The organism is Janthinobacterium breve (assembly GCF_051380895.1).
Classification (GTDB): Bacteria; Pseudomonadota; Gammaproteobacteria; order Burkholderiales; family Burkholderiaceae_D; genus Janthinobacterium.
The window spans coordinates 373352-386690 of sequence record NZ_JBNYXY010000001.1; the positions used below are offsets into that span (position 1 = coordinate 373352).

A 13339-nucleotide genomic window follows, 5' to 3' on the forward strand; every position below is an offset into this window, starting at 1 on the left:
TGTGACGCAACGAACGGAAGCGCAAGGGTGGGACGCGCATGATGAACGCTCGAACCACGCAAGGAGTACATCATGAAAAAAACAGGATCAGCCGTCTGGAGTGGCGGCCTTAAAGATGGCAAAGGGTTTATTTCGACCCAAAGCGGCGCGCTCGACAATGTGGCATATGGCTTCAACACGCGCTTCGAAGACAGTCCCGGCAGCAATCCGGAAGAACTGATCGGCGCTGCCCATGCCGCCTGCTTCACCATGGCCCTGTCCGGCCAGCTGGGCGAGGCGGGCCTGCGCGCCACGGCCCTGAAAACCACGGCCGATGTCAGCCTGGAAAAAATCGATGGCAGCTATGCCATCACGGCCGTACACCTGACCCTGGTGGCGACCATTCCTGGCGCCACTAACGAAGCGTTCCAGGATGCGGCCCTGCGCGCCAAGTTGGGCTGCCCAGTGTCGAAGTTGCTGGCCACGGAAATCACGCTGGACGCCCATCTGGAGTAAGCACGCCAGCTTCCGCCGCCCCTATGCCAGCGGGCGGCCGGGGCGGTCTCGGCAAGAAAGCCGTAAAACGCATAAAATCCTGCCATTCCCCTATCATTATCAAGGATTTACGATGCGTATTTTGCACACCATGTTACGGGTCGGCGACCTGCAGCGCTCCATCGATTTTTACACCAAGGTCCTGGGCATGAAGTTGCTGCGCACCAGCGACAATCCGGAATACCAGTACACGCTGGCCTTCGTCGGCTATGGATCGAATCCCGACCATGCGGAACTGGAACTGACGTATAACTATGGCACCACCAGTTACGAGCTGGGCACGGCGTATGGCCACATCGCCATCTCGGCCGACGATATCGTCGCCGCCTGCGACGCGGCACGGGCGAATGGCGGCAACGTCACGCGCGAACCGGGTCCCGTCAAGGGCGGTAACACGGTCATCGCCTTCATCACCGATCCCGATGGCTACAAGATCGAATTGATCGAACGCAAGTTCGACGGCCAGGGCGGCGGCTTGTAATACCTCAGCCTGGCTCGGCGGCCTGAGCAATGGCGGCGCGCAGCCAGGCGATCCCCGCATCGCCCTCCGTGCGGCGGTGCCGTATCACTTCAAACGCAAACGGCGCGATGAAAAATGGCGCAGAATGCTGTGCCAGACCCTGCGCCGCGCTGCCGCGCAAGGCGCGCTGCGCCACCGTCAGGATCATGTCCGTCCCCAGCACGACATCCGGTGCGACCGTCCAGTACGGCACGCGCACGGTGATGCGGCGCGTCTGGCCCAGTTGGGCCAGGGCCGCGTCGACTTCGGCGGCCATGCCGCCCTCGCTGGACGCCACCAGCACATGGGGGCGCGCCAGATAAGTCTCCAGACTCAACGTTTCACCCGGCGCCAGGCTGGCCGGGTCGAGCGCGCACATGAACGTTTCCTCAAACAAGGTTTCCCTATGGAGCTGCTCAGGCAGTTGCGGGAACACGCCCAGCGCCAGGTCGATCTCGCCATCCTGCACGCCTGCCACCACGGCCGGACGGCTGGCATAGCTAATGACCAGGTCGATGCCGGGAGCTTCCACGCGCAAGCGGCGCAGCAAGGCGGGCAAGATCAACGCTGCGCCATAGTCGGACATGGCCAGGCGAAATACACGTTGCGCCGTGGCCGCCTCGAAGACGGCGCCGCCCAGCACGGAGCGCACGCTTTGCAGGGCTTCGGCCAGCGGCCGCGCCAACTCCAGAGCGCGCGCCGTGGGCTGGAAGCCGCCCTTGCCGCGCAACAGCAGAGGATCGTCGAGCAAGTGGCGCAAGCGTGCCAGCGCATGGCTGACGGCAGGCTGGCTCATGTGCAAGCGTTCCGCCGCGCGCGACAGATGGCGTTCGCTGAGCAGCGCTTCCAGGATCACCAGCAGATTCAAATCGACGGCGCGCAGATTATTCATTTTGTGCATAGTTGAATGACAAATTACGAATTAGATTTAATCCTGACAGCATAATACGATGACACCATCAACTCAACTGCAGGAGTCACTCATGCAAGGATGGATTACCGTATTTGCTCCGCTGGCCATGCTGGCCGGCGCCGTCGTCCCCTTCCAGGCGGGCGCGAATGCCGCGCTGGGCCGCAATCTGGGCCACCCGCTGTGGGCCACCATAGCCTCGCTGGCCGTCAGCGCCGTGCTCGCGTCGCTGGTGATGCTGGTCTGGCGCGTGCCGGCGCCCGATTTCCACCTCGCCGTGCGCGGCCCGGGCTGGTCCTGGCTGGGCGGCGCGGCCGGCGTGTTTTATATTACGGCGGCGCTGATGCTGGCGCCGCGCATGGGTTCCGGTCCCTTCATGGCGGCCGTCATCGGCGGGCAAATGCTGGCCGCACTGGCCATCGACCGCTACGGCTTGCTGGGCTTTGCCGTCAAGCATATTTCTCCGCTGCACTGGGCAGGCGCGGGCCTGGTGGTGGCCGGCGTCATCCTCACGCAAGTGGCCAACAGCCGCACCGTGTGAAAACACCTCGGGGCGAAAAAAAACCAGCGCCGTTGCCGGTGCTGGTTTTGATCTCGCACAAACGCTGGATTACTTGTCCAACAAGGCGTTGACGGGCATCAAATCCGTTTCCTTCAAGGTACCAGCGGCCGACTTCAGGCGCAAGCCGTTCATGATGGTGTCGTAGCGCGCTTTCGACAGGTCTTTTTGCGTCGAGTACAATTGTTTCTGCGCATTCAAGACGTCGATATTGATACGCACGCCCACCTGGTAGCCGAGCTGGTTCGACTCCAGCGCCGATTTGCTCGACACTTCCGCCGCTTCCAGTGCCTTGACTTGTGCCAGGCCGCTGTTGACGCCCAGGAAAGCCTGGCGTGCGCCCTGCGATGCGGTGCGGCGTGCCGTTTCCAGGTCGTTGCGGGCCTTGTTTTCCAGCGCGATCGATTCGCGTACCTTGCTGGTGACGGCAAAGCCGCTGAAGATCGGGATGCTCCACTGCACGCCGATGGCATTGTTGTTCGCGCTGCCCGTGCCGCCGCCCGTCGTGTAGGTATGGCCCGTGTTGGCGATCAGGTCCAGCGTCGGATAGTGGCCGGCGCGGTTGCGGCCGATGTCGCGCTTGGCCGATTCCACATTGAACTGGGCCGTGACGACGCCATAGTTCTGCTCTTCCGCCGAACTCACCCACGGCTCGATGGCGGCCGGTTCCGGCGCGCTGATGACCACGCCCGTGCGCATGGGTGCCAGGTTCGTTGGCGCCTCGCCGATGATGGTTTGCAGCGCGCTGCGCTTGTTGGCCAGGTCATTGATGGCGGCAAATTCCTGCGCCACCACCAGGTCATAGGCCGCTTGCGCTTCGTGCGTGTCGGTAATCGTTTGCGTGCCCACCTCGAAATTGCGCTTGGCCGAAGCCAGCTGCTCCGTGGTGGCAACCTTTTGCGCCTGCGTGGCGCCCAGGTTGTCCTGCGCGCTCAGCACGTCGAAATACGCCTGCGCCACGCGCGTGATCAAGTCTTGCTGCACCTGTGCAAATTGCGCTTCGGCAATCGCTTGTGCCAGTTTGCTTTGCTGGTAGGTTTCCCAACGGTCCCAGCGGAACAACGGCTGTGCCAGGGTCAGGTTGTAGGTATTCGTGTGCACCTTGACCGTCGGCATGGAGATCGTGCTGGTGATCGGCTCGATGCTGTTGCGCGTATTGCTGCCCGAGGCGGACACTTGCGGCAGCAAGCCTGCCAGCCCCTGCGGAACCCGCTCCATCCCGGCCGACAGGGCCGCGCGCGCACTGGCGTACTGCGCGTCATTGGCCAGCGCCTGCTGGTACACCTGGATGAGATCGGCCGCCTGCACTTGCAGCGAGCATGTCATCGAGACAAAGGCGCTGGTCATCAGCACGGCGATAAGGGGTTTCCGCATTGCATTTCTCCGTTGGAGTCGTCAAAAGTTGATGGAATCAAAAATCTGCTACCGCTTGCCTTGCGCCCGCCGGGTGAGCGGGGTACAGGCCTCCGCAGGCATGCAGGAAAACATGCCTGGGTGCATCTATTGCAAAATAACTTAGTATTTAGGCATTGCGCTGTCGACTTGCAGCGCCCAGGCATGCACGCCGCCCGTCAAATTACTGATCTTGCCAAAACCATTGCGCTCCAGGAAGGCCGCCACTTGCATGCTGCGCGCGCCGTGATGGCAAATGCAGACGATCTCGGCGTCTTCATCGAGGTCATCGATGCGGGCGGGAATCGAGTTCATCTGCATCAGGGTGGCACCATCGAGGTGGCACAGGTCGAACTCCCACTGTTCCCGCACGTCCAGCAAAAACGGGCGCGGGCGCGAAGGGTCAGCCAGCCAGGCGGCCAGCTGCGGTGCACTCAAATGCTCCATCGAATCGGTCGCCTCAGAACTGGAAATGCGACGGTGCCGCGGCTTGCAGCGGCGTAACATTGGTTTCAAACAGCTTGCGCGTGTCGTAAGCCTTGTCCGAGCTGCGCGTGATCAGATGCGCCGACATGATCGGCGCTTCGCCGATGATGGCCAGGATGCGGCCGCCGACTTTCACTTGTTGCAACAATGATTCCGGCAACACGGCCAGGGCGCCGGAAACGACGATCACGTCGTACGGTGCACCCTTGCTCCAGCCCTGGGCGCCGTCGCCCAGTTCCACGGTCACGTTCGTCACGCCATTGGCGGCCAGGTTCTGCTCGGCCAGGGTTTTCAATTGGGGAACGATTTCCACGCTCGTCACATGACGCGCCTTGTGCGCCAGCAAGGCAGCCATGTAGCCGCTACCGGTGCCGATTTCCAGCACATTCTCATGTTTTTTAACGGCGACGTCTTGCAAAATGCGCGCTTCCAGCTTCGGCGTGAGCATGCATTCGCCGCCGCCCAGTGGAATTTCAGTATCGACGAAGGCCAGGTTTTTATAGGCGGCCGGCACGAAATCTTCACGCTTGACCACGTTCAACAGCTCCAGCACGTCGAGATCCAGTACGTCCCATGGACGGATCTGCTGTTCGATCATATTGAAGCGGGCTTGTTCGATATTCATCTTTGGACTCGGTAAGTGAAGTAATAATCCGCCATTTTATCGTTGAACTGGCTGAAAGCACATGTTAACCATAAAGGCGGGGAATGGAGGAAATTTGCGACGATCTGCAGATTTGGGGGGGCGAACCTTGGAAAAGGGGCAACTGAACGGTTGTCACCAGGCCCGGCGCATCAGCTTTTTCCGGGCGCCTCCACCTGCAGGCTGCGCAAGCTCATGTCGATAAACGCATCCATGTAGGCGAGCGGATCGATGTTCTTGACCTCGCATGGCAGGAAGGAGTGCGTCCACATCATGAGCATGGTGACGGGCGCGCTGAGGATGGTGCTGACCAGCACGGGATCGACCTGGCGAAATTCGCCGCGCTGCATGCCCCGTTCCAACAGGCTGACGATCAGCCCATTGCCGCGCGCGACGACTTCTTCGTTGTAAAACTGCGCCAGTTCCGGGAAATTGTTCGCTTCGGCCAGCATCAGCTTGGTCAAGCCGGCCAGTTTGGTGGCGCCGAATTCTTCCCACCACTGCATCATCACCTTGCGCAACAACTCGGCGCTGCTGCTGTCCGAGGCGGCCATGCTGTCTTCCGCCTCGCCGATCGACTGCACGATATTGTCGCGCACCACGGCCTTGAACAGCTCTTGTTTATTCTCAAAGTACAGGTACAGGGTGCCTTTCGACACGCCGGCCCGCTTGGCCACATCCTCCAGGCGCGTCGATGCGAACCCCCGTTCGACAAACAGGTCGAGGGCGGCGGCGAGCAACTCCTGCGGGCGGGCATCCTTGCGCCGCTCCCAGCGGGGCTTGGTATCAATCGGGGCTTGCATGTGTCTTTCCAAGTAACTTACTTTTGAGTCATTAATAGTAGACCTGTCTACCGCCAAGGTCAAGCGCAGGCCGCCAGGCCCATCCTGCTCCCGGGCGTGGAGCGCAGAAGTACACTGGCACGTATACATATAAGTATCAGCACCTCGCGTGCAAGCTGACGTGCACGCTCGCCATTGTAACGCGTCGCAGTTGCAGGGCGCCCATCGGCCGGGAGTGCCTGGGGCTGACGCCTGCCGCAAGCCCGTCTCAATCGCGCAAGGCTTGCGCCGGGGCCATGCGCATGGCCGACCAGGTGTGCCGCACGGTGGCCAGCAAGGCCACCAACAGGGCCAGCAACAATGCCGCCGCCAGGGGCCAGGCGCCCACCGGCGCGCGTTCGACAAAGCCGGCCAGGTAGCGCGCAATGCCAAGGGCCGCCAGCGGCAGGCCCAGTACGGCGCCAGCGGCGAGCAGCAGCATGAACTCGCGCCCCACCAGGCGGGCGATGGCGGCGCGGCCTGCGCCATGTAACTTGCGCAGCACAATTTCACGGCTGCGGCGCTGCACGCTGTAGGCCGACAGCACGTAGATGCCGAAGGCGGCGAGCAGCATGGCGATCAGGCTGGCCAGGCCGAGCATGCGCGCCAGGCGCAGGTCCTCGGCATACATCGCCGTCAGCAGGCTTTGCGCCGTGCGCAGTTCCAGCATCCGCTCCGGAAAATAGCGCCGCCACAGCGGCTCGATGCGCGCATGGGCGGCTGCCACATCGTCATTGCTGCGCAAGGACAGCGCGCCGCCGTGGCGCAGATCGAACAGCATCGGCTGGGCAGCCTGGCGCATGTCCTGGAAACGGATCGGCGGCGCAATGCCGATGATCACCTGCCCGTCCGGCATCGCCTGTCCCACGGCGGCCTGCGGCGTGGGATAGCCCAGCGCCAGCGCCGCCGCCGCATTGAGCACCACCACCTGGCTGCCGACCCGGTCCTGCGCCGCATCGAACAATCGCCCGTGCAAGGGCACGATGCGGTGCAGCGCAAACCAGCCCGGCGTCATGGGTTTGTATTCCAGGCGCACGTCGCGCCCGTCGCGCGTCCTGACGCTGCCGACGACCTTACTGCTATCGCGCCCGACCGCTTCCGCGATGCCAGCCACGCCGCCGATGCCGGGCAGGCGTGCCAGCGCCTCTTCGAAGGCGCGCGCCTGCGGGCTAGCCTCGCTATCAGGTGGCAAGTCCAGCACCAGCAAGCCGTCCGGCGCGAAGCCGGGCGAGGCATGGCTGCCATACCAGGATTGCCAGCCGACTGCCAGGGTCGCGGCGCACAGCGCCATGGCGGCGCCGAACTGCAATACCGTCAGCACGCGGCGCAACCACAGACCACCCGCTGTTTCGCTGTTGCCGCGGCCCGCCAGCGCGGGACCGGGCCGCACGCGCAGCGCACACCAGGCAGGATAGGCGCCCGCACACAAGCCCGTCAGCACGCCAAACAGCAAGGCCACGGCGCAGCGCCAGGCGGTGAACATATCGTCCAGCGGCCGCTGTACCAACTCGGCAAAGAGCGGCAGCGCCAGCCAGGCCAGCAGCAAGCCGGCGGCGGCCGCCAGCAGCGCCGTCAGCACCGACTCGGCGAGGAACTGCTGCATCAGGCGCGCCGCACCGGCGCCGAGCAACTTGCGCACGCCAATTTCGCGCTGGCGGCGCAAGGTGCGCACGGTGGCCAGATTGACGTAATTGATGACGGCCAGGGCGAGTATCAACAGCGCCAGCACGGCCAGTCCCGCCACGCTGGAGCGCTGCCCATGGCGCGCCGCCGCGCGGCTGTTGTACAGGTCCGCATCGAAGTAAGCCTGTGCCAGCGGCAGCAGCGCGATGTCGGTGACGTTGCGCCCCTCCAGCGCGCGTCCCATGGATGCCCCGCGCACCTGCCGGTCTTGTGGCGAGTCGTTGACGGCCTGCTGCAGCAGCGCCGCCAGCGCGTCGAGGGCTGCGCCGGGGCGCATCTGCAGGTAAATGGCGCCGCGCCCCCTGCCGGAAAAAGCGGCCTCGCGCTGCGCCGCCGGCCAGGCACTGCTGAGCGTGCCCACCAGCACTTCATACGGCACGCTGGTGTTGCGCTGATGGTCAGGCAGAATGGCGCGCACCTTCAGCGTGACGCCGCCAATCTGCAGCAGCTGGCCCAGCGCGGGCGCGTCGGCAAACAGCTTGCGCGCCGCCGTCTGCGTCAACGCCACGGCATCGGGCTGCGCCAGCGCCGAACGCAGATCGCCCTGCAGCGCCGTGACGCCGAACAGGCTGGCGAAATCCGCATCGACCGCTTGCACGCTCAGCGCATACGGGCGCTCGTCGCGCTGCACGGGCAAGTCAAGTTCCTTGACGATGCTCGCCATGGCGACCGCGCCGCTGCGCTGCGCTGCGTCGCGCAACGACAGATAGGCAAAGTTCTGCCATTCGGGGCGAATGAACAGGTTGATGCGTTGCTTGACCAGCAGCACGCGCTCGCGCTGCGGCACCTGGCTATCGTAGCCCAGGCTGTAGCCGACAAAGCCCAATAGCAGGAAGCAGGCTGCGAAACCCACCGCCAGGCCCAGGATGACGGCCGCCGAGGCGCCCCGCTGCTGCGCCAGCAGGCGCCAGCCGATGCGAAAATCGGCCGCCTTCATGCGGCCTGCAAGGCGTCGACCATGACGCGGCCGTCCAGCAAATGCAGGGTGCGCGACGCCTGCGCCGCATGGTCGGGCGAGTGGGTCACCATCACCACCGTCGTGCCCTCCGCATTGATGCTGCGCAGCAGGCGCATGACTTCATTGCCGTGCGCCGTATCGAGGTTGCCCGTCGGTTCATCGGCCAGCAGGACGGCCGGCCCGGCCACCAGCGCGCGCGCGATCGCCACGCGCTGCTGCTGGCCACCCGACAGTTGCGATGGCCGGTGGCCAGCGCGGTGGGCCACGCCCAGCTTGTCGAGCATGGCGGCCACGCGCTGGCGCCGTTCGCGCGCCGGCGTGCCGTTGTACTCCAGCGCCAGCTCCACGTTCTCGAACACGCTCAGTTCCTCGATCAGGTTAAAGCTCTGGAAGATGAAGCCGATGCGCCCGCGGCGCAGCGCATTGAGCTTGGCTTCGCTCCATCCCGCCACATTCTGGCCCTCGAACCAGTATTCGCCATGGCTGGGAATATCGAGCAAACCCAGCAGACCCAGCAGGGTCGATTTGCCGCAGCCCGAGGGGCCGGTGATGGCGACATATTCGCCCGCCTCGATCTCGAGGTCGATGCGATCCAGCGCCTTGGTCTGGATATCGCCTGACTGATGCATCTTGCTGACGCCGACTAGTTTGAGCATGGGTGGAACCTTTATGGAGGATGGTGGGAATTTACCGGCTAATGTGCAATCTGGGGGAATTTCCATATTCCGCGTAGGCCGACAGGATCACGCGCTCGCCTGCCTGCAGCCCGTGCAGTACTTCGAGCTGGCTGTTGTTGCGCCGGCCGATACGCACTGCGCGCCGCTGCGCCTGCCCGCCTGACGCATCGAGCACGTAGACCCAGGCGCCGCCGCTATCGTTGATGAAGGCGCCGTTCGGCAGCAGCAACGCGGCGGCCGGCTCGCCCAGGGTGATCTGCGCATCGAGGCTTTGTCCCGGGTTGAGCACGGGCGGCTGGCCGTGCAGGAACACCAGTTCCACCGTGAAGCGACCCTCCTTGATCTGCGGATAAATCGTCTGCACAGTCAGCGCGTAATCGCGGCCAGCCTGGACGATGCTGGCGTGCCGTCCCGCCGCCATGCGGTTCAGGTAAAACTCGTCCACCCTGGCCGACAGCTTGTAGCGCACAGGGTCGTCGATGCGGCCCACATTCTTGCCCGTCGCGATCGACTCGCCCACCTGCAGGCGGAAGTCCGTCAGCCGGCCGGCGGACGGCGCGCGCACGGCCAAGGCGTCGACCGTGGCGCCGACCAGCAGCAGGCCCGAGCTGAGGCCCGCGATGGACGCGCCAAGCTGGCCGGCCGCATCGCGGCGTACCAACGACTCCGCCTGCGCCGCCTGCTGTTCCTGCGCCAGCGCGCGCTGCTGCTGCAGCAGCCTGTCGGCCGATTCCTCCAGCGCCACGCTGGAAATGAAGCCCTGCGCCGCCAGCCTGAGATTGCGCGCATGCTGCTTGCCGCCCTGCTGCAGCGCGAACGCCAGGTCATCGAGGCGGCGCTGATGCTCGCTGGCGCTGGCCTGCTGCGCTACGCGCAAATTGGACAAATTGAAAATCTGCTGCGCATGTTCGGCCTTGCGGGCCAGCAGTTCCAGATTGCGCTGCGGATTGGAGATGCGGAACAGCAGCTGGCCCTTCCTGACCAGTGCGCCATCACTGGCAACCACCTCTTCGATGCGGCCCGACTCGACCGAATCGAGGAGCACGGAATGCAGCGGCTCGGCGCTGGCGCGCACCACCACTTCATCGAGGAAAACACCACGCGCCACGACACCGATGCGCAATTCGGCGGCAGGCACCTGCAAGCCGCGTGGCATGGCCCACCACCCTGCTGCGGCAAGCACGGCCAGCAACAGCATGCCCGCCAGGCCGGCGACGACCAGCTTGCGCCGGCTGCGCGGCACGCGCGTATCCATGGCCGCGCCGCTGGACGGCAAATGGGACATGGCAGATTGAGGAACAGGCATCTTTATTTTCACGTCTTTCGCACAAGTATTCGCCATCTATCAGCAAGCAGCGTGCCAGCAGCAAGCGCAACGCGGACATGCGCCCCGCGGCCGTGCGCCGACCTTGGCGGCGCGATGCGGTGTCCTGCGGTGTCCGTTTCCGGACAGCGGCTGTTCGCAAGCGCACAGCGCCGGCAAACAGGCATGCCCGCAGCGGCCGCCACGACGCCAGCGCGGCTGCTAGAATGCGCCACCGACCGACGCTCACTATGCTCTCCATGGCCCTCACCGCAGCCCACGTCCTGATCCTCGACGACGATATCGATGTCGCCTGCGCCGCACAGCTGCTGCTGCGGCGGCGCTATCGCGACGGCAAAGTCGATACGCTGTGCGACCCTGCAGGCCTGCCCGCACTGCTGGTCCAGGCGGTGCCGGACGTGGTGCTGCTCGACCTCAATTTCCAGCCCGGCCAGACCGATGGCGCACAAGGCCTGGCCTTGCTCGACCTGCTGCGCGCACTGCCGCAACCGCCTTGCGTGATCGCCATGACGGCGTATGCCGACGTCCCGCTGGCCGTGGCGGCGCTGCAGCGCGGCGCCGGCGATTTCATCACCAAGCCCTGGGACAATGCGCGCCTGGCTGCCGCCGTCGAACAGGCGCTGGCGCGCCGCGCCGGCACGGCCGCCACAGCCACTGCCACACCGGACCTGATGGGTGACTCCCACGCCATGCGCGAGCTGCGCGCGATGGTCGCCAGCGTCGGCCCCACCGAGGCAAACGTGATGGTGCTGGGTGAAAACGGCGTCGGCAAGGAACTGGTGGCGCGCGCCCTGCACCAGGCCTCGCGCCGCGCCGGCGGTCCCATGCTGCCGGTGGACATGGGCGCCGTACCGGAGGCGACCTTCGAGAGCGAATTGTTCGGCCACCGCAAAGGCGCGTTCACCGATGCCAAAAATGAACGCGCGGGGCGCTTCCAGGCGGCGCGCGGCGGCTCGCTCTTTCTCGATGAAATCGGCAACCTGCCGCTGGCGGCGCAAGCCAAGCTGTTGACGGCACTGGAACGGCGCGAAGTGACGCCGCTGGGCGCGGACCGTCCGGAAGCGATCGACGTACGCATCATCAGCGCCACCAATGTCGATGAAGCACGGCTGTTCGATCCGGCCGTGTTCCGACCCGACCTGCTGTTCCGTCTCAATACCATCGTGCTGCGCGTGCCGCCGCTGCGCGCGCGCCGCGACGATATCGCCATGCTATTGCGGCACTACCTGGCGCACTACGAAAGCCAGTACCAGCGCACCGCGCGCACACCTGGACCGGAGGCACTCGACTACCTGCAGCGACATGACTGGCCGGGCAATGTGCGCGCGCTGCGCCATGCCTGCGAACGTGCCGTCATCCTCGGGCGCGAAGCGCACTACACGTGCAGCGACTTCGGCCTGTTCGACAGCCACGCCCGGGCGACAGCGGCGCCCGCGACACCCGCCGATGCACGCCAGACGCTCGGCGCGCTGGAACGCGACGCTATCCATCGCACGCTGGAACAGGTCGACGGCAATATCAGCCATGCGGCCAACGCCCTGGGCATCAGCCGCGCCGCCCTGTACCGCAAGCTGAACAAACATGGCATCTGAGCGCAGCCTCAAGACGACGGCCGGCGCCAGCATCGCCGCCATGCTGGCGCTGGTCGCCGCCGCCGGGTATTTTTTCGCACTGGCGTCGCCGCGCCTGAGCGTGCTGTGCCTGCTGCTGGCCCTACCGCCGACGTGGCTCCTGTACCGCTGCCTGACGGGCCTCGCGCCGCGTTTGACGCGCCAGGAACCGACCATGACGGCGGCACCGTCGCCAACGCCCCATGAAGAATCGCTGAGGGCACTCGAAGCCTGTCTCGAACATGCGCCCATTGCCCTGTTCCGTATCCAGAGCGGCACTGCGGAACGCAGCGTGACGCCACTCAATGCATGCGCCCGGCGCCAGTTGGCGCCCGGGCACGCAAGCGTACCGCAGCGATGGCAACAACTGCTGGCGGCGCAGCCGCCGGGCCAGCGCCGCCTGCTCAGTTTTGACACGGAACGCGGCGTGGAGCGGGCGCTCGTGGCAGTGGCGGCGCTGACGCTGCAAGGCGCGCCGCAGCACCTGGCCGCGCTGATGCCGGTGGAAAGCGAACTGGAAGCCGAGGCGCTCAATGCCTGGCGCGAACTGGTACAAGTGCTGACGCATGAAATCATGAATTCGCTGACACCGGTCGCCTCGCTGTCGCGCACGGCCTGCGACCTGCTGGCGGACGTGCGCCCCCTGCTGCCGCCAGACATCCATGCCGACCTGGCCACGGCGCGCGACGCCATCGCGCGCCGTGCCGCCAGCCTGGCCGATTTCGTGGCCAGCTACCGCAGCCTGTCCAGCGTGCCCGCACCGCAGCCCGAAACGGTGCGCCTCGAACACCTGTTCCAGCGCCTGGAAGCCCTGCTGGCACCGGCCTGGCAGGCGCGCGGTGGCACGGCGGAATTTTCCGTCGAACCGGGGTCGCTGGAAGTACGGATCGATGCAGGCCAGCTGGAACAGGCGCTGATCAATCTGCTCAAAAATGCCGTCGAGGCTACGCAGGATAGTGCCGCGCCGCGCGTCACGGTCAGCGCCCGCCTGAGTCGGGGGGCGCGCCTGCGCATCGAGGTGCGCGATAATGGCCATGGCGTGCCCGATACGCTGGCCGCGCACATTTTCATGCCGTTTTTCTCGACCAGGAAACAGGGGCGCGGCATCGGCCTGGCACTGGTGCGCCACCTGGCCCATGCCAACGGCGGCACCTTGCGCCATGCGCGTCCCGTCGGCGCCGGCGCATGTTTCCTGCTCAGCTTTTAAGCCGCACGGCACCGCGTCAAGTGCACGCGCCTGCAG

General features: G+C 65.2%; 13 protein-coding genes. 5 read left to right on the top strand and 8 right to left on the bottom strand.

Annotated elements, in window-relative coordinates; genetic code table 11:
- Positions 1 to 72 precede the first annotated feature (72 nt).
- The gene (locus tag ACQ4W0_RS01770; protein WP_436575211.1) at positions 73 to 495 is read left to right on the top strand and encodes an OsmC family protein; all 423 of its coding nucleotides are present in this window, start codon (positions 73 to 75) and stop codon (positions 493 to 495) included.
- 112 nt (positions 496 to 607) lie between these two features.
- The gene (gene gloA, locus ACQ4W0_RS01775; RefSeq protein ID WP_010401713.1) at positions 608 to 1015 is read left to right on the top strand and encodes a lactoylglutathione lyase; all 408 of its coding nucleotides are present in this window, start codon (positions 608 to 610) and stop codon (positions 1013 to 1015) included.
- Between the two features lie 4 nt (positions 1016 to 1019).
- On the opposite strand, the gene ACQ4W0_RS01780 is transcribed toward gloA, so the two are convergent.
- Positions 1020 to 1925, bottom strand: a complete 906-nt coding sequence (locus ACQ4W0_RS01780) for a LysR substrate-binding domain-containing protein (protein ID WP_436575212.1) — start codon at positions 1923 to 1925, stop codon at positions 1020 to 1022.
- 91 nt (positions 1926 to 2016) lie between these two features.
- Here ACQ4W0_RS01780 and ACQ4W0_RS01785 point away from each other — a divergent pair, with 91 nt between their 5' ends.
- Positions 2017 to 2484 carry a DMT family transporter gene (locus ACQ4W0_RS01785; protein WP_436575213.1) on the top strand — a complete coding sequence of 156 codons (468 nt, stop codon included), beginning with the start codon at positions 2017 to 2019 and terminating at the stop codon, positions 2482 to 2484.
- Positions 2485 to 2553: 69 nt separating this feature from the next.
- On the opposite strand, the gene ACQ4W0_RS01790 is transcribed toward ACQ4W0_RS01785, so the two are convergent.
- The 7 genes from ACQ4W0_RS01790 to ACQ4W0_RS01820 all read right to left on the bottom strand — a co-directional run bounded on the left by ACQ4W0_RS01790 (position 2554) and on the right by ACQ4W0_RS01820 (position 10447).
- Positions 2554 to 3876, bottom strand: coding sequence for a TolC family outer membrane protein (locus tag ACQ4W0_RS01790; RefSeq protein ID WP_436575214.1), 1323 nt, complete (start codon positions 3874 to 3876; stop codon positions 2554 to 2556).
- A 141-nt stretch (positions 3877 to 4017) separates the two neighbouring features.
- Positions 4018 to 4341, bottom strand: coding sequence for a rhodanese-like domain-containing protein (locus ACQ4W0_RS01795; RefSeq protein ID WP_102121294.1), 324 nt, complete (start codon positions 4339 to 4341; stop codon positions 4018 to 4020).
- A 13-nt stretch (positions 4342 to 4354) separates the two neighbouring features.
- On the bottom strand, positions 4355 to 5005 hold the full coding sequence (locus tag ACQ4W0_RS01800; protein ID WP_436575215.1) for a protein-L-isoaspartate O-methyltransferase family protein: 651 nt from the start codon (positions 5003 to 5005) through the stop codon (positions 4355 to 4357).
- Between the two features lie 170 nt (positions 5006 to 5175).
- Positions 5176 to 5826: a TetR/AcrR family transcriptional regulator gene (locus ACQ4W0_RS01805; protein WP_436575216.1), complete on the bottom strand. Its 651-nt coding sequence runs from the start codon at positions 5824 to 5826 to the stop codon at positions 5176 to 5178.
- Positions 5827 to 6073: 247 nt separating this feature from the next.
- Positions 6074 to 8464 (bottom strand): ABC transporter permease, encoded by a 2391-nt coding sequence (locus tag ACQ4W0_RS01810; RefSeq protein WP_436575217.1) that lies wholly within the window; start codon positions 8462 to 8464, stop codon positions 6074 to 6076.
- Positions 8461 to 9141, bottom strand: coding sequence for an ABC transporter ATP-binding protein (locus ACQ4W0_RS01815; RefSeq protein ID WP_141170895.1), 681 nt, complete (start codon positions 9139 to 9141; stop codon positions 8461 to 8463). The genes ACQ4W0_RS01810 and ACQ4W0_RS01815 overlap by 4 nt, the downstream gene beginning before the upstream one ends.
- Positions 9142 to 9172: 31 nt before the next feature.
- Positions 9173 to 10447, bottom strand: a complete 1275-nt coding sequence (locus tag ACQ4W0_RS01820; protein ID WP_436575218.1) for an efflux RND transporter periplasmic adaptor subunit — start codon at positions 10445 to 10447, stop codon at positions 9173 to 9175.
- Between the two features lie 278 nt (positions 10448 to 10725).
- Here ACQ4W0_RS01820 and ACQ4W0_RS01825 point away from each other — a divergent pair, with 278 nt between their 5' ends.
- The gene (locus tag ACQ4W0_RS01825; RefSeq protein WP_436575219.1) at positions 10726 to 12078 is read left to right on the top strand and encodes a sigma-54-dependent transcriptional regulator; all 1353 of its coding nucleotides are present in this window, start codon (positions 10726 to 10728) and stop codon (positions 12076 to 12078) included.
- A complete protein-coding gene (locus ACQ4W0_RS01830; RefSeq protein WP_436575220.1) occupies positions 12068 to 13303 on the top strand; it encodes a sensor histidine kinase in 1236 nt (411 codons plus the stop codon). The genes ACQ4W0_RS01825 and ACQ4W0_RS01830 overlap by 11 nt, the downstream gene beginning before the upstream one ends.
- Positions 13304 to 13339 lie beyond the last annotated feature (36 nt).